At 50.8% G+C, this 17558-nt stretch carries 14 protein-coding genes; 3 read left to right on the top strand and 11 right to left on the bottom strand.

Going from position 1 to position 17558, the window contains the following annotated elements:
- Positions 1-200: 200 nt before the first annotated feature.
- From KDM87_RS15320 to KDM87_RS15355, 8 genes are all read right to left on the bottom strand, one after another.
- On the bottom strand, positions 201-662 hold the full coding sequence (locus KDM87_RS15320) for a hypothetical protein (RefSeq protein WP_212679922.1): 462 nt from the start codon (positions 660-662) through the stop codon (positions 201-203).
- An 80-nt stretch (positions 663-742) separates the two neighbouring features.
- A complete protein-coding gene (locus KDM87_RS15325) occupies positions 743-1282 on the bottom strand; it encodes a Swt1 family HEPN domain-containing protein (RefSeq protein WP_212679924.1) in 540 nt (179 codons plus the stop codon).
- Positions 1283-1460: 178 nt separating this feature from the next.
- Positions 1461-1940: a DUF5343 domain-containing protein gene (locus KDM87_RS15330; RefSeq protein ID WP_212679927.1), complete on the bottom strand. Its 480-nt coding sequence runs from the start codon at positions 1938-1940 to the stop codon at positions 1461-1463.
- A 635-nt stretch (positions 1941-2575) separates the two neighbouring features.
- Positions 2576-3577, bottom strand: coding sequence for a VirK/YbjX family protein (locus KDM87_RS15335; RefSeq protein ID WP_212679929.1), 1002 nt, complete (start codon positions 3575-3577; stop codon positions 2576-2578).
- A gap of 355 nt (positions 3578-3932) precedes the next feature.
- Positions 3933-4319, bottom strand: coding sequence for a VOC family protein (locus KDM87_RS15340; RefSeq protein ID WP_212679931.1), 387 nt, complete (start codon positions 4317-4319; stop codon positions 3933-3935).
- Between the two features lie 496 nt (positions 4320-4815).
- On the bottom strand, positions 4816-5166 hold the full coding sequence (locus tag KDM87_RS15345; protein ID WP_212679933.1) for a hypothetical protein: 351 nt from the start codon (positions 5164-5166) through the stop codon (positions 4816-4818).
- Positions 5167-5322: 156 nt separating this feature from the next.
- On the bottom strand, positions 5323-6066 hold the full coding sequence (locus tag KDM87_RS15350; protein ID WP_212679935.1) for an alpha/beta fold hydrolase: 744 nt from the start codon (positions 6064-6066) through the stop codon (positions 5323-5325).
- Positions 6063-7103, bottom strand: coding sequence for a M14 family zinc carboxypeptidase (locus tag KDM87_RS15355; protein ID WP_408058751.1), 1041 nt, complete (start codon positions 7101-7103; stop codon positions 6063-6065). The genes KDM87_RS15350 and KDM87_RS15355 overlap by 4 nt, the downstream gene beginning before the upstream one ends.
- Before the next feature lie 247 nt (positions 7104-7350).
- Here KDM87_RS15355 and KDM87_RS15360 point away from each other — a divergent pair, with 247 nt between their 5' ends.
- Complete coding sequence (locus tag KDM87_RS15360) at positions 7351-8142, top strand: TIGR00266 family protein (RefSeq protein WP_212679937.1); 792 nt, start codon at positions 7351-7353, stop codon at positions 8140-8142.
- An 86-nt stretch (positions 8143-8228) separates the two neighbouring features.
- Here the strand turns inward: KDM87_RS15360 and gshA are convergent, their stop codons facing one another.
- Positions 8229-9821 (bottom strand): glutamate--cysteine ligase, encoded by a 1593-nt coding sequence (gshA, locus tag KDM87_RS15365; RefSeq protein ID WP_212679939.1) that lies wholly within the window; start codon positions 9819-9821, stop codon positions 8229-8231.
- Positions 9822-10097: 276 nt separating this feature from the next.
- Here gshA and KDM87_RS15370 point away from each other — a divergent pair, with 276 nt between their 5' ends.
- Positions 10098-10490 carry a VOC family protein gene (locus KDM87_RS15370; RefSeq protein WP_212679941.1) on the top strand — a complete coding sequence of 131 codons (393 nt, stop codon included), beginning with the start codon at positions 10098-10100 and terminating at the stop codon, positions 10488-10490.
- Between the two features lie 107 nt (positions 10491-10597).
- Entirely contained in the window at positions 10598-11101 is a 504-nt protein-coding gene (locus tag KDM87_RS15375; protein ID WP_186897589.1) for a hypothetical protein, read from the top strand.
- A gap of 81 nt (positions 11102-11182) precedes the next feature.
- On the opposite strand, the gene KDM87_RS15380 is transcribed toward KDM87_RS15375, so the two are convergent.
- Together KDM87_RS15380 and KDM87_RS15385 are read right to left on the bottom strand one after the other, a co-directional pair.
- Entirely contained in the window at positions 11183-16159 is a 4977-nt protein-coding gene (locus KDM87_RS15380) for a PAS domain-containing hybrid sensor histidine kinase/response regulator (protein WP_212679943.1), read from the bottom strand.
- Between the two features lie 146 nt (positions 16160-16305).
- Entirely contained in the window at positions 16306-17478 is a 1173-nt protein-coding gene (locus KDM87_RS15385; RefSeq protein WP_212679945.1) for a response regulator, read from the bottom strand.
- Positions 17479-17558 lie beyond the last annotated feature (80 nt).

Consider the following 17558-nt stretch of genomic DNA (forward strand, 5'->3'; position numbering starts at 1 on the left):
CGTCACTGGCAAGAGCATATGTTCAACATTTGTCGCGCCGGCAGATGCGGCAGAATATTGGTGTTGATGTCTGCCGGAAGCCGGGCGGTGAATAGAGGGGGAAAGCGTCGGGACTGGTGCTTGAGCGACTTAATAAATTACATGCATAAAATGCCATTAGCGAGAATTATGGCTTAATAAATACAGGTTTACTATTCTTCTTATTTAGTTATTTTGCCGCCACCGCACGCTACATTTTTACCGTCTGCGCTAATTTGACAGGAGGTAGACATTCCACCACATGCGACATTTTTACCATCTGAGCTAATTTGACAGGAGGTAGACATTCCACCACATGCGACATTTTTACTATCTGAACTAATTTGACAGGAGGTAGACATTCCACCACATGCGACATTTTTACCATCTGAACTAATTTGACAGGAAGTAGACATTCCACCACATGCGACATTTTTACCATCTGAGCTAATTTGACAGGAGGTAGACATTCCACCACATGCGACATTTTTACCATCTGAGCTAATTTGACAGGAGGTAGACATTCCACCGCATGCGACATTTTTACCATCAGCACTAATTTGGCAGGAAGCTGCCCCTGTATGAGAGTTTGCAAATGAGGATATTAGGCACAGCATTAGAAGGTAATATTTAAATTTATTCATATCTTTTGATCTGTGATATTTAATGCCCGCGTAATCGGCGCGAGCTTGCGAGCGTCCTGATTGACGCGATTGTCATGTGATTACAGACCAACAACTCTGTTCCAATCTGCTATGTACATGTACATTCTTTGAAATTCGCTAGGCAATAACATTCTGTTGTGAGCAATGAAATTGCGCGATTTTTCAAGCTCATCCATTCTCTGTTTGAGCCAGTGTTGTGAAGGAATGATGGATTCAAAATGCTCCCACTTGTTTAAGATCACCTGAGCAAGATGCCCAAAATCTAAAAAGCCAAGAAGATCAGTTTTTTCACCTTCTAGCCATGAATCCTGATGGGCTGTTTGCTGTCTAGTTTCAGCATGTTGTTTTACTTTTTGCGGCAGTTTATCAATCCAATCCACGCCTTCATTTTCAGATAATGTTTGCCTTATAAACTCTCGTACATGATTCTCGAAAGAGAATAGAACAGCATATAACCTAGCCATTTCAAGGGCATTGTTCCTTAAGTTAACTGGGAATGCTGCTAGAGCCTCCGCCAAAAGATGCTCTTCAGTTTCTGTTTGATCTGCCCCAATTTTTATTCCTGCTTTTTGAAAAACAGATGCTTCAGCTTCAAACAATAATCCCCTAAATAGAAAGTCTCTTAGCTCCTTGTGCTTCAAAATAGATGTTCCTTCAGCGACTTAAATATTGCGTTATAAACTTCAATATCCTTTGTTGCAGGCAAATGTACCTGAATGTTGTAATGCAACCCTGGCGTTTTGATGTGCACTGCCGGAGCACTTGTAGGAACCTCTGTTACAACACTCGCTGGTTCGTGGCTTTCTGTTGGTTCAGTTTTTTTTTTGAGGATTGTTTTGCCTTTAAATCCGCCAAATCCAGGAGGGAAAAAAATGTTCGCCTCATATTCAAGGCCACATTATCACTTGCGTTGTGATAGCTCTTAAACTTGCCCTCAATCGCAGAATGATCCGCTGATGTCGGATGTTCTTTTATAAGGAAAATGTCCGCATATGCTTCCTTTAAAGCTTCACCCATAATTTGTTTGGATTGGGAGTGGTCTCGGTAATCTTTGTAGCGTGCTGTAGGCTTGCCGTCAGGCGTTAAAAAACCAAGAGCTTTTAGCAATGGTATGTATGCACGTTGCTTGTTAGATTTAAATCCTAGGTCAATTAAGAATTGTTGTGTGAATTGAGGCGGAGCCTGTCCATCTCTTAGCTTGCTAAAAAAATCGCCTAGTTTGCCATAAGCTTCTGTGTAAGCATTTGATAAAGCCAATTTCGTCTCCTTCCTCAATTCACATAATGTGATTTAATTTTCATTTTTGAAAGATAACTGACCACCAAAATAATTGCAATTTGTTTACGTCCTTTCGAAACCCGCATGACCTTTGATTGTTGTTGCTGATACCTGATCAATCGTAGGTATCACTGAATCGACAAAAAGCGCAGATCGAATCAACTCAACACGCATCGTGTCAGCACTAGGCAAGCAGTAAAAAAAATCAGCCAAAGCCCACGTTTCTCATCAAACCAAAAAATCAGAACCTGACATTGCCCGGCGTAGGCGGAAACAGAATTACATCACTCTTCAAATCATGCCATTTTTGGCAAAAATAGGGGAGTATGTGCCAAAAATGCCTTTATCTCTCAATAAAACAAAGGGGTTTTAAATATACTCCACCCAGTATATTTTCGACTCTGGCAGGCAAAAAAGAGGCAAAAAAGAGGCAAAAACAGCGAATGCTGGTCTCATTGTCCCAGCGATGTCAGTCATTTTTGAATGGTGAAAACGCCGCTGCGGGCGAGTGCGGTTTGTGGTGTGATGCCGATGCGCCATGATGCGCGTGATGTTGATGGCGGGTTTCTTCTGGTGATATCTAGTCGCGCCTGATCGTGAGTTGAATGTGATCGTCAGTTGTGGCTATGCCGGAGATGGTGATTGCGCTCGTGGATGGCGGCGTGCATTTGTGCGCGCATGGCTTCGGTCAGCGCGGCGCGGCGGCGATATTCGCTGCGTTTGTTGGACGGCCGGGATTCAATCGGCTTTTCATCTGTGGTGGGCGGGATCTCGAAATTTCCTCTCCAGTTTTGATATCCGCCAGCCAGCAACCATAACTGGTCGTACTCGGCGTGAATACATTTTTTCAGGCGATAACGCCATGCGCGGTGGATGTGGTTTTCTTTACTGACGCATTCTATTGTCGTGCAATGGATTTGCGAGGCGAGGTTGCGTAATACATCGATCAATAGCAGGCGTGGCTGTATCCCATGCAAGGCGTTGGTGGCTGTGCGTGCCAGTTGGCGGCAATTGCCGCGATTTGACTGTATCCCGCCGACCTTAATTGCATTGCCGTGGTGATTTTTTACCAGGGTGAACGTGACATAAAGCAGCGTCTCGTCATTCATGCTCAGTGCAAGTGTGAGGCCGCCTTCGCGTTTAAAGGCGTCATCCCGCAACAGGTGTATGGTGAAATGTTCCTCATTTTTTCCCGTAAACCGGGACAGTAAAAAACGATGGCCACTGACAATGTCTGCGGTATTTTTTGCACCCAACAGACTATGCAGTAATTCGAAATGGCAGGCGAGCATGTTAACCCGTTCCATTGCGCCGAGATTGCGATCAAAGAATGGGCGATGGATGACATCAAGCAGGTTGGCATCGCGCCCGACGAGCTGCCGTAAATAACTGCTTCTGACGAACTGATACCACGACAGGCTGGGTTTTAAATTGAGCAGCGTGCGGGCCACAAATTTACTTTTTCGCTCAAGGCTGACGGTGTCTGCGGCGGACGTCATTTTGTAGGCCCACGCCAGACTGGCTGTGACCTCATTTGTCCACTGATAGCATCGCTTCAGATGGGCAACCAGGCCGGGCGTACATAAAGCAGAAATATTTTGTTCAATGTGTGACACAGCGCGACCTAATCATGCAACATAATGTGGCTGATTGTAACTCAATGTATCCACATGAAAATTGGAGCGATGCTTCAGGATGAGTGAAAGCGCGGCACAAATCTGGTCGATTTCTACCGATTTAACAATATTTATAGTTTTGAGCCCGCTTGGCCGTCACGTTTGGGGTAACGGTGTCCCGTTGATCTGGAATGTCGCAAGAACGAAGCGAGCGCGCCGGGCTTGATTCACACCGGTAACAGCACCGGAAGATGGGTGCGCTGCCGTTTGGACAACGACGCCGCACTCCGGTTTAACGATGTTGATAGCGGGGAAAGCATCCCGCAATGTTGAAGCTGAAAAGACTGGCGTGCGATCACTGGCCTGGCGGCGGTTGCCATAGTTCGACTTTATTTCCCTCGGGATCCATCACCCAGGCGAATTTTCCATATTCGGATTCATCTGTCTGATCAAGCACGTGACAGCCTTCTTCCTTTAAAGCCTTGACTAATGCGTGCAGGTCTTCCACCCGGTAATTCACCATGAAAGGGGCAGAGCCCGGCGCGAAATGATCGCTGTTTTGCGGATGTATGGCCCATGCCGTGGTGCCTGCAACTGGCTTGCCATCGGCGTCTGCCCAGTCAAAAGCTGCGCCGCCCCAGACCTGCACATCGATTCCCAGATGTTGCTTGTACCACGCCTGCAATGCCGGTGCATCTTTGGCTTTGAAGAAAATACCGCCTATGCCTGTGACTCGTTTCATAGCAACTCCGCTGTGATAGTGGTGGATGAAATGTGTACTTAATCGCTGACCGTGATAGCGGTAAAACTGTACCGCAAAGATGCACTGGAAAGCTACGCATGCTGGCGTTGCAGATTCCGCTGCAACGAGAATTTATCATATCGATACCGTAAAAGGTATGCACCGATATATGCACGAGCGATTCCTGAAATATCGATCGGATTTCCATGACGACAGACACGACGATATTCACTTGCGCTCGCTTTCACGCGAGCAATCGAGTGTTTGACGGGGATGACTTCTGTTCCTGATCGATGATGGAAGACGACTAAATTTTTGACACTATCGAGAGTCACCATACATACGCTCACGAACGGACTGAAGCTGCGCAGTGATCTATCGGGAATCGATTGGGATCAACTGGCGTGTACGAAAAAGGGAAGCCATTGATCTGATGCGCCTTGGCAGCCGAAATGCCGCCAGCAGGCGCATCTGCATTGAGAGAGCTGGTAACAGCTTATTTTTTGACGGCAGGCAGATTGTATTTGGCGCGGCAGGATTGGCGCATTTCCATTTCCTGATTCAGGCTTTCCTGTAACGGTGTCTGGTTGGCGGCAGATTGCGATTTGAGTGCGCGTTCGAGAAATTTATCCGCAAAACATTTGCAATAATCATCCAGCTTAGGATTGCCTTTGAGGTCACTTTCACCCGTTGGCATATTCACAGAACGTTTGCACATATCAGCATAACCATTCGATGCCTGCACGAGTTGTGCGGCGGTCTGTGCGGATGCCGTGGCACTGAACAGTGCGGCAGCAGCGCAGGCAGAAACGATGGAAGCGAGGTGGCGAGCTGAAGGGCGGCGCATGAAATTTCCTTCTGATGTAGTTGAAGTTCAATTTTTGAAGTTCTATTTTAACTACGCACGCTTTTTTATCTCTTGATAAAAGTGTAAGTAAATGTATGCGTGGCGGCAGGTTGGTATGCTGCGTATGTCGCTGCTGAGGCAGCGCTGACGCAACGATTAACCCAGCGTTTGCTGTATAACCCAGGCGGGATCGTCGAGTGGCAGATCGTGCCCAGCTTCAGGGTGGACGCGTAATTCGACCTGCCAGAGGTGAGCCAGAGTCGCGGAGCATTGCGGGCCGACGAGTGCATCGCGCGCACCAGTCAGCATCAGCAGCGGCACCTGCGGTGCCTGCGCTGGCGCGCGATAGCGCATCGCGGCGACCAATTGACGCAGAATGTTGCGGCGGCGAATAGGATATTGCTGCGCGTAATGAACCCAGTCGTTGAGCAGGCGTTCGGCACTTGCGGCGTTGCTACGATGGCTGGTCAGGCGCAGGATCAGTTGCTCGCGCTGGCGCTGTGTTCCCGTCAGCATGGTGGAGATGATGGCGGGGTAATTGGCCGGGCGCAGGCGCTGATAAAACGGGTTGTGTGGCGCGAGGCTGGTGTTGATCAGCACCATGCGTTGCAGCTCATGCGGATAGCGCTCTGCCCACGCCACGGCGACCATGCCGCCGAGCGAGATGGCGAGCAGTTTGATCTTGTCTTCGCTTTGCTGTTGTTGTTGTTGAACTTGCCCGCGTGCCTGTTCGACCATCGCGCCTATGCTGGTGGCGCTGGCTTGCTGATACAAAGCGCCATTGCCAGCGAAATCGAGAGTGATGATGTGTTCGTGCGGATGGGCTTGTGCAAACTGTTGCGTGAAGTTGCCCCAATGCCGTTGTTCGCGCATCAGGCCGCGCAGCAGTACCCAGGTCATGGGCGATACCACCGTTGTACGGCGCGCTCTTGCAGGCGCAGACGGGTCGGGCCTTGCGCCAGCCACTCCTGATGACCGCAGGTGGCGCGCATTAAAAAATCCAGCCACGAATTATGCCGTCGCAGCACACGATGCAGGCGATGCTCTGCCACCGGATTAAACATGCCGTGACGCGAAAATAATTGACGCGGATTTTTTTTAACCCACAGCCACGAGCCCATTTCCAGCGTCAGTGGCAAAAAGGTTTTACCGGGCTGTTCTTGTGATTGCAAATACAGATAATCCCAGACGTCGCCATGCGTGCGGTATTGCAGGCTTTGCGGTTCAAACAGATAGCGATGATTCGGATGAGTTTGCTGGAACAATTCTTCGAGTGACAAAATATCGGCCAGATGCGGAATCGGATGCACGCTGTGCGCATGTGGAAACCAGACGCGGTCGCGCAGACCAAAACCGGAATGGCAGTCGATCGCAATGCTGAATTGGCGTGATAATAATTCTTGCTGCACGGTGCGCACCAGCGCAATATTTTCGGCTTCCATGTCAGCGCCCGCGAGCCCCCGGTACCACGGCAAGTGTTTACTGATGCGATGACCACCGAGCAGGAATGGCACTTTCTCGGTTGCTTCTACCGGCGCATTGCGCATCAGATCAACACCATTCGGATTGGCACGCGTCGCCTGCCACATGCCGCCGGGGTTCACCAGTGGCATGAATACCAGCCGCACTTCCTGCAGCATGTGTTGCAGACTTTTGTCCCACTTCAGGCGGGTCAGTAATCCGCGCAGAAAAGATAACAGCACTTGCGAACCTATGCGTTCCAGCCCATGGATGCCACCAAAAAAGCCTATCGCCGGTAAAGATGGGTCTGGGTTGCCCAGTGCCAGCTTATAGACCGGAAAGCGCTTGTGCTGGACATCGATCTCGCACAATACGTCAACCTCCAGATGCGGCTGTCCGAGTTGAATGATGCGTTCGAGTTCTTTTAATTCAGGCAAGGCGGGCATGGAGGTGTGCTTGAAAATGGACTGTGCCATGCTAGGGGAGTGGCGGCAAGAATGCAAGAATATCCTTGCGCGTTGTACGCAGATCAGACGCTGACGGCCGATGATCGCAGGTGCTCAGAAAAACAGGTGCCGGACAAGGAATCGAAGTGTTTTGTATCGCGGTATTTTCAGAAAAATATTACCGGGCGAAAAACTAGCATTCGCAACGGTGTTCTGGCTACAATGCCGCTCGCTGTGTTTTGCACCGGTCAACCTTTTTTCATCAGGAAAATTCATCATGGCAATGGACGTTATTGATTATCAGATTTTCGGCGACGACATGCAGTTTGTCGAAATTGAACTCGACCCGAATGAAGCGGCAGTCGGCGAAGCTGGTGCGATGTTTTACATGGAAGACGATGTGCAGATGGAGACGATCTTCGGTGACGGCTCTGCTGCGCAAAGCGGCATTTTCGGTAAATTGCTCGGTGCTGGTAAGCGTCTGGTGACTGGCGAATCCTTGTTCACCACGGTATTCATGAACGGCGGCAGACAAAAACGCAAAGTCGCTTTTGGTGCTGCGTATCCCGGCAAAATCATTCCTATGGATCTGTCACAACTGGGCGGCACTTTGCTGTGTCAGAAAGATGCTTTCCTGTGCGCGGCAAAAGGCGTGGCGCTCGGCATCGCGTTTCAGAAACGTCTGGGCGCAGGGTTCTTTGGCGGCGAGGGTTTTGTGTTGCAAAAGCTCGAAGGCGATGGCCTCGCATTTATTCACGCCGGTGGCGCGATCATAGAAAAGACTTTGCAACCCGGCCAGACCTTGCGCGTCGATAGCGGCTGCGTGGTCGCCTTTACGCAAGACATTGATTTCGATATTCAGTTTGTCGGCGGCGTGAAGACCGCCTTGTTCGGCGGGGAGGGCATGTTCTTTGCGACTTTGCGTGGCTCGGGCAAAGTCTGGCTGCAGTCGTTGCCATTATCCCGCCTGGCAAACCGTATCGTCGGTGCGTCTAAAATCGGCGGTGGTAAAGGCGCAGAACAGGGCTCCGTCCTTGGTGGCCTGGGTAATCTGTTTGAGGACGAATAAGTCGTTCTGTCTGAATAAAAAAGCCGCCAGCAGTCTGATCTGCTGGCGGCTTTTTTAATATTCATCAAATCAGCATCGTTACATAATCAGCTTTCGCAGCACAACTGACTGGACGTGCGGGAGCGGTAATCGGTGATGAATTCATCAAAGCTGCCGGTTTGCGACCGCTCCATTTCTTCCTGTTCGGCGACCGAAACTCTGGCCAGTTCTTCGAAGTAACGGCGTTCTTCCTCGCTTGGCGGGCGGGCGCGGAATTGTTCTGCCAGCACCTTGCTTTGTTTCAGCGCAAATTGATAAAACGAATTATTTTCAGCGCGTATCGCTGTCATAACCTGCGCCGATGGCGTCAGATCGGGATCTTGCAATTTTTCGCGCTGTACCTGCAGCGAATCAGCATGCACATGATCGCCGCGTTGTGCATCCAGCAGTGCAGCTACCGGTGCAATTTTTTCCAGTAATTCCAGCCCCCAGTTTTGCAGAGAAATTTCTTGCCCGCCATGACTCAGCATGAGGCCAGGGCGGCGTCCTTCTTTAACTGTCAGCGCGAAATTGCGGGTATTTTCCTCGCCTTCGGCCTGATTGGTCAGCGGGCTTTCATCCAGTGCACAGAATAATAAAAAAGCATCCAGAAAACGGGAAGTTTCCAGATTTATGCCCAGCGGATCAAATGGATTCACATCCATGCAGCGCACTTCGACATATTGCACACCACGTGCGCAAAGCGCTTCGATAGGACGTTCGCCGGTATGGATCACGCGTTTCGGGCGTATGGTCGCGTAAAACTCGTTTTCAATTTGCAGAATATTGGTATTGATCTGTACCCATTCACCATTGATTTGAGTGCCGATTTTTTCATACGCGGGATACGGTTTGCGGACAGCGATGGACAAGCTGCGCATGTAATCCATCAGGCTGTTATATGGCGGAACCAGTCCATCCTGCGCGTTATTCTGATAACCCAGATCGCTCATGCGCAGGCTGGTCGCGTAAGGCAGATACAGCGTATCTTCCGACAGGCTTTGTAACTGATGCGTACGGCCACGCAAAAATGACGTTGCCAGCGCTGGCGAGGCGCCGAACAGATACATCAGCAACCAGCTGTAACGTTTGAAATTGCGGATCATGGCGATGTAATTTTCTGACTGCACATACATCGCATCGCCGCTGGTGTTTTCCGCTTTTTGTAATGCCTTCCAGATGTTTTCAGAAATCGAGTAGTTGTAATGAATACCGGCAATGCATTGCATGCTTTTGCCATAACGCAGTGCCAGACCACGACGATACACATGCTTGATCATGCCGATGTGCGAGTTGCCATACCACGCGATCTGTATGTCTTTTTCGTCTGGCAAAGGGCAAGGCATGGACTGGCTCCACAGCATTTCATCGCCCAGTTTGGTGTAGGCGAAACGGTGAATCTGATCCAGTTTTTCCAATGCCAGCGAGATATCCTGTTCTGCCGGCGTGATGAATTCCATCAGGGACTCGGCATAGTCGGTTGTAATCTGTGGATGGGTCAGTGTTGCACCCAGCGCTGCTGGATGCGGCTTTGGCGACAGGTGCCCTGCTGCATCAACGCGCAGGGTTTCACGTTCTATACCACGCAAGCCCTGTCCGAGCAGAGGGCGGTACGTGTCGTTATCCAGTAGTGCCAGTCGTCGGTTTAACAAGTTGCTCACGAGAATTCCTTCTAAATTACGGTGTTTTGCATCATCTGCATCAATTTTCGAGCAAGCATAGCCGAAATTTGGATTTAGCATCGTGACCCGCATCAGTGTTTGCTTTTCAGCGATTGATGAATCTGAAAATAAAAAAGCAAAACATTGCAATGTTGGTTATATTGTAATGATGATGCTGAGAAATTGTACGGTGGATATATTGCAGGCATATTTTATTAGGTGTGATCTGCTCTTTTTTTCCGGCGCCTAAAACAATATTCATGGGGGAGTCAGTTGATGAAATTTGCTTACACGATTATTTATGTCCCTGACGTTGCCGCTTCGCTCAGTTTTTTTGAAAAAGCTTTTGGTTGTCGTCGTCGCTTTTTAGATGATTCAGGTATGTATGGCGAACTCGATACCGGTGCAACCACACTGGCATTTGCGGTACATGAAATGGGGACTTTTAATTATCCCGGTGGCCATGTTGAAGCCCATAAATCTGCGCTACCACTTGGTTTTGAAGTCGCCTTCGTCACTGATGATGTGGCACAGGCACACGCGCACGCTTTGCAGAGCGGAGCCAGAGAACTCTCGCCGCCTTCACAAAAACCGTGGGGACAGACGGTTTCTTATCTGCGCTGCCCCGATGGCATCATGGTTGAGTTATGCACGCCTTTGCCAGAATAAATTTGTGAACGACCGACGCCAGGAAGTGCTTAAAAAACTTGCAGATCTGTGGCGATAGTACAGAATACAGTGCTGTCCTCGTCGTAATTTTTCAGTCGGAGTCCGCCATGATGACCGTGCCTATTGTGATCGCGTTTGAAGCCTCGGGTTTTGGCAGAGGCAGTTATCCGGTTGAAGTCGGTTTTTCTCAACGTCACGGCGAAGGCTGGTGTAGTCTGATCCGGCCGGAACATGACTGGAATCTGTGGGATGAGATTGCTGCTGGCTTACACCAGATTCCGCGTGAAATTCTGGTGGCAAATGGTAATCCCGTGCGGATGGTGGCCGAACAGCTCAATAGCCAACTCGATGGATATACCGTATACACCGATGGCTGGGTGCATGATTACATCTTGATGGCACGTTTATTCGAGGCGGCGGCGTGTTCACCAAATTTCCGGTTAGCCGATCTGCGCGAAATTATTTCACCGCAGCAGGAATCCATGTGGCAGGCAACCAAAATACAGGTCGAGGATGAACTCAATCTGGCGCGTCATCGTGCCAGCAACGAAGCGCGGATACTGCAATTGACATGGTTACGTACATTTGATGCCTGTCGCATCCTCCATTAACGAACACAGCGCCTTATTTTTGATGGGCGCGGTTCGTTGCAGATACTGGTCATCTTTTCTCTTTAACATCGGCCCGACAGGCTAGATGTCGATTCCATGTATCGCCATCGCTTCTCGCAACTGATCTGCAGCAAAGGCAAAATTAAAATCATGTATGGCGGACGCAAGTGTCATAAAACGTTCGCCGAGCGCCGCCCGCATCAGCGCTTCGTGCTGATCAAAGGTATCGCTGCTGGAAAAATCATCCGCCGCAAGTTCTGCCGCGAGGCGGATGCCTATTTCACGTAGTTCGTCCAGATCGACCGCCGCAGTGGTTTGTACAGACTCTGCTACCGGGAAACGCTGATCGATTGCGCTAACGAGTTCCGCCAGCGGGGCTGGAATGCGTTCCAGTGTTGCTTGAATTTTCTCCTTCGGCTCTTGATTCCTGATGCACAGTTCAAGAGACTCGGCCATCGCGCGCAATTCTCCGGCACCAATTTGCCCGCATAAACCCTTGAATGTGTGTGCCAGACGCTCGGCCAATACCAGATCGCCTTGTGTCATTGCCTCTGTCAGCCGCTCCGGAAAATCTTGTTGGCCATCGCTGAACTTGCGTAGTAAAGACGTGTACAGCGCTTCTTTTCCCAGCGCGTGATGTAAGCCGGCCTTCACATCAAGTCCCGCAACAGGCGCGATCGTGACAGCATCAGATTGCTTATGTACTGGTTTGATGGTGGCGACAGTTATCTCCCGCAATGGCTTAATCCAGCGCCGCAGAGTCATCCATAACTGATCAGGGTCGATAGGTTTGACGAGGTAACCATTCATACCGGCTTCGATACAACGGTCACGGTCGCTCGCCATTGCATTAGCTGTCATCGCGACGATTGGCAACGCCGCCCACTTTGCCTGCTTACGAATTTCGCGGGTTGCGGTGACGCCATCCATGACTGGCATTTGCATATCCATCAGAACCATATCGTAGTTATGTTCCTGACGGTCGAGCATCGTCATTGCAAGCGCGCCATTCTCAGCAACGTCAACCAGAAACCCGGCTTGCTGAAGCAGTTCCATCGCGACTTCCTGATTCAGTTCATTGTCTTCAACCAGTAAGATGTGGGCGCCGGTAATCGCGGCCAGATCTGTTCCGGGCGCTGGATGTTCTGCCGAGCGCAACTGGCTGCTCTGAGTGGTGCCGAGGATGCGCATGGCGGTATCGAACAAGATGGATGAAGTCACTGGCTTGATCAGAACATCATCGATTTTTGCCTCGTCGGCAGCCTTCATGACTTCATCGCGACCATAGGCTGTGATCATCACCATATGCGGCGCATTCGTCGGCATGCTTTCACTGATTTTTCTGGCGGTGGCAATACCGTCCAGACCGGGCATCTGCCAGTCAAGAAACACAATTTCATAGGGCTCGCCTGCGTTTGCAGCGCGTGCAATTTCGGCGATACCGGCTAAACCTGAAGGTGCGAGTGAAACAATAAATGACATATTGCTCAACATGTCGCCAATTACTTCGCGGGCGTGATCGTTGTCATCAATCACCAATACGCGGCGGCCGCGCAGATCCGGTGCCGGTAGCAACTGTTGTTGTTTTCCCTCGCGATGACCAAGCGGAACAGTGAACCAGAAAGTGGAGCCGGTTCCCAGTTTGCTGTCGACGCCAACCTCGCCACCCATCAGGCTGACCAGTTGGCGCGAGATGGCCAGTCCCAGACCGGTGCCGCCATACTTGCGGGTTGTGGAGGAATCTGCTTGCTCAAAACTCTGAAATAAGCGATTACGTTGTTCTTCATCCAGACCGATGCCTGTGTCGCTGACTGAAAAATTGAGAATGAGCTCGTGGGACGAAGCGCGCGCAACGGCGACCCGGATCGCGATATTTCCTTTCTCAGTAAACTTGACGGCATTGTTGGCATAGTTGATCAGCACCTGACCGATACGCAGCGGATCACCGATCAGGCTGTGAGGAACATCGGCGTCAATTTCCAAGATCAGTTCGAGGTTTTTGGCAGCGGCTTTTTCGGAAATTAACCCGATCACATTTTCTACTACCTGATCCAGCTCGAAATCGATGGATTCGACCGTCATCTTGCCGGCCTCTATCTTCGACAGATCCAGAATGTCGTTGATGATGCCGAGCAGGTGCTGGCTCGACCACTGTATCTTTTTCATGTAATCGCGCTGGCGTGGTGTTAATTCAGTCTTCATCGCCAGATGCGACATCCCGATAATCGCATTCATTGGTGTGCGGATTTCATGGCTCATGTTGGCGAGAAAATCCGATTTCATGCGCACTGCGTTTTCAGCCAGGGTTTTGGCGGCGCGCATTTGTTCTGTGGCGGCACGTTCGGCGGTCACGTCCTCGAAGACGATAACGTTGCCGCGCGTCGGATCTGCCGGATCAATGGCCCGGCTGAAGGTACGGCACCAAAGCGAGCTGCCATCTTTGCGTAACAGATTCATCTCGCGGACATCGATTTTTCCATGCATGATGTTTGGATAAATCTGATTGCCTGCGGTAATGTAGGCCGCGTCATCATGGAACCAGATGCGGGTTGATTGTCCGATCTGCTCGCCGAAGGCATATCCCAACATCTCATCCATGCGTCGGTTGCAGCGTATGATGATTCTGTTTTTGAGCAGGACAATGCCGGTACTTGCCGCATCAAACAACGCATCGCGCTCGTGTATCGTGGTATTTAATTCGGCGGTTCGTATCTCAATCAGTTGCTCAAGGTGTTCACGATGACGTTCCAGTTCATCAAGCATCGCTTTTTTCTCAGTGATGTCTTCCTTGATTGCAAGATAGTGCGTGATTTCGCCATTGGGTTGGCGTATCGGTGCAATGTTGGCGAACTCCACATATTCGCTTTGATCTTTGCGCCGGTTGACGAGTTCGCCGCGCCAGATTTCACCGCGCGAAAGTGTCGTCCACATGTCGTCGTAGGTTGATTGCGGTGTACGCCCGGATTTAAGGACCCGCGGATTGATACCGATCGCTTCTTCTTTTGTGTAACCGGTATTGCGCTGAAAGGCGTCATTCACATATTCGATCCTGGCATTGATATCGGTAATGACGATACTTTCCGGGCTTTGCTCGACCGCAAGAATCAATTTACGTAATTGATTTTCCTGTTGCTTCCTGACGGTAATATCCTCTTTGATCGCAACATAATGGGAAATGCTGCCATCCGGCTGGCGTAGCGGCACAATAATCGCAGCTTCTATCTGTTCCCGCCCCGCGCGATCGAGATTGACGAATTCGCCGTGCCATGTTGTGCCGTTGGTCAGCGCCTGCCACATGGCATCATAGACTGTCGCCGTTGTCTTGCCTGACTTGAGCAAGCGCGGGTTTTTGCCGATCACGTCTTCGCGTCTGTAACCGGTATTACGGGTGAAGGCATCATTCACATACTCGATGCGGCAATCCAGATCGGTGATGATGATGGAATTTGGGCTTTGTTCAATGACCAGCGATAGTTTCCGTATTTCTGTCGCCACTGCTTTCTCAGTAGTAATATCGCGCCAGATTGCGACCAGATAGTCGCGTTCTTTTTGCCGGATTGCCTTGACGTTGACCCGAACCTCGATGACCGAGCCATCTTTGCGCCGGTGACGATTTTCGAACTCGACGCGACCGTGGTCTGCGACGTTTTGCCTGAGCGCGGTGAACTTCTCTTCAGTGTCCATCGTTGCCTGCGTATCCGTCACGCGCATGCTGAGCATTTCTTCGTGCGTATAACCCAGCAGTTTGCAGCTCGTTGCATTGGCTTCGATAAAGCGCAGGGTTTCCATGTCTACGAGTTCAATCGCATCCGGCGCCTCAGCAATGACGGTGTCAATCAGTGCCTGCCGGTCTGCTTCCGCCGCAGCGATACGGTGCCGCTCAACGGCAGCGGCCATGTGGGTCGCGACGGCTTCTACCAGACTCTGTTCTTCGGGAATAAATGGCGCTCCCGCATCAGCCGGCAGCGCTGCGGTATAGACGACGGAGACCCGTGCATTTTGACCCTGGATTCCGATGAAAGAGGCACTCAGGCATTCCCCTGTGGCCTGTTGACCGTAATGCTTATTACCGCAATCGATGAACCCTGTTGCCATATCAGGAAAGCGCATCGCTGCCGGCAGCCGCGCCGCGACTAAATCAAACATGGTTTCAATACTGATGTCATCACGGATAGTGATACGCAGGATATCGAACAGACAGGACAGCTCTTTCATACGCTCGCCAAGATCGTACTGCGCTTGGCGGTGCGCCAGACTGGTCTCGCGAAAAGCAAGCACGGCACGCGCCAGATCACCCAGCAGACTGCCTCTTTTTTCTGCAATGACTTGTACGTCCGGCAGCAATTTCGGGGTCAGAACACCTTCTGATAAACCATCCAGAGCCGATGTCAGCATCGACAATCGGCCGGTCAGGCGCGTGATCAGGCGTAGCCATACGATGATCAGCATCATTATCAGCAGGCCACCGATCACAATATTCCGGATCGCATGTGTCTGAAAGTTTCTTTCCCGTGTCGCACTGCGCTGTGCCATCTGATCATTGAGGCCGGCAGCGATGATGCGCACTTGTTGTGAGATATGTTGCTGACTGAGCGTTGCCTGATAGGCTTGGCTCATCGCACCGGACGTATCGGTTACGGCCAACGTTGTCGCTGCAAGGACGGCGTCGCGATAATCCCGAAAATTTTGCTGCAAATCCCGCAAATTCTTCTCATCCACCGCTTCTTTTGCTTTTACCAGCTGTTGTTCCATATCGCTCAACTGGTTTGCCAGCTGTTGATGAATACGGCTGGCAACCGCCTCATCAATCTTCTGCAAGCGGGCTTGCTCGATCAGCGTGGCAAGCTGAACCTGAATCGCTGTAATGCCGTTGTTGATATTCCTGTTGAGTTTCAGTTTTCTTTGATCTTCAGCTGTTTCGGCAATCGCAGTCTGATGTTCCTTGCTTAATTCGCGGAAGGACAGCAGATTCAGCGTACCTGCTAACAGCACAAACAGTGCTACCGGCAAAAAAAAGCCCATTATGTAAGGTAGCATCGGGCTACGCAAAAGCTTCATTTGTAATCCTGACGTCATTGATGAAATGTTTCAGCACTTACTGCAATCCCGACAAATTCTGTGGTGTTGACCTATCACTGATTACCTCGATTAACTTGAGTGATAGTCGGTGCTGTTGGATCAGCTTCCATTGAACTCTTTTTGACTCAGCTGTGCTCCGTGAGAGGATCAGCGTAGCGCGCAGCAATCTCGGCAAAGCGCTCGCGGCAAGCGACAAAAGCATCAACGACCGCCGGATCAAAGTGCTTGCCGCAGCCATCCAGAATGATTTTTGTTGCCTCGTCGAGCGTCATTGGCGGTTTGTAAACACGGCGCGTCATCAGTGCATCAAACACATCTGCCAGCGCCATCAGTCTTGCCGAGACTGGAATCGCGTCACCAGCAAGACCGGCGGGATAGCCGCTGCCATCCCATTTTTCCTGATGGCTCAGGGAAATTTCGCGTGCTACCTTGAGAAACGCAAACGCACTACCTGCAATTTCTTCCATCGCATCATCGGCACCAGCTAACGCCTGCTCCATCGCCTTGGTAATCGCATCGGCACCGATCGTCGTATGCGTTTTCATAATCTCGAATTCCTCCACGGTGAGACGACCCGGTTTGAGGAGGATCGCGTCCGGTATGCCAACCTTGCCAAGATCGTGCAGCGGCGCTGCTTTGACAATCATGTTAAGTCTGGAGCCGGCCAGCGCATCGCGGAAACGTTCGTGTTCAGCCAGCTTGTGGGCAAGCAATTCGACGTAGATCTGGGTGCGCACAATGTGTTGCCCGGTCTCGTTATCACGCGCTTCAGCAAGACAGGCGAGTGCCCGCACACTCAAATCCTGTATCAGCAGATTTTCGCGCATACGACGCGCCACCTCGTGCTCGAGCCAGTCGTTTTCATTGGCGAGGCGATCACGCGCACGCTTCAGTTCCAGTTGCGTATGAACGCGCGCCAACACAATGGAAGGATTGAATGGTTTGGTAATGTAATCAACCGCGCCGAGTTCGAGGCCAAACTCTTCGTTTTCCGCTGTCGCCATGGCGGTGATGAAGATGACGGGTATGTTTTTTGTATTTCCGTTAGCGCGCAGATGGCGCAATACTTCGTAGCCATTCATTCCAGGCATCATCACGTCGAGCAGAATGAGATCAGGGCGCGGGTCAGAGTCAGCTGCATGCAAAGCCCGCTCACCGGAGTTGGCGGCACGGATGTGGTAGTCCTGTTTCAGGAGTTCGCCCAGCACCTTGATGTTTTGTGGCGTATCGTCGACGATCAGAATGGTGGTGGGTGACGAAGAGTCCGAAAGGGAACTTTGCGGTATGCTTTCATGCATGACATTATTCTCTTATTGTGACTGGCGATTGTAGGAGCCCCAAATCCAGTATATCTGAGATGCTTTGGTCTGGAAAGCAT

Origin of the sequence: Cognatundibacterium rivi (genome assembly GCF_018139565.1) — a bacterium.
Lineage (GTDB): Bacteria > Pseudomonadota > Gammaproteobacteria > Burkholderiales > Burkholderiaceae_D > Undibacterium > Undibacterium rivi.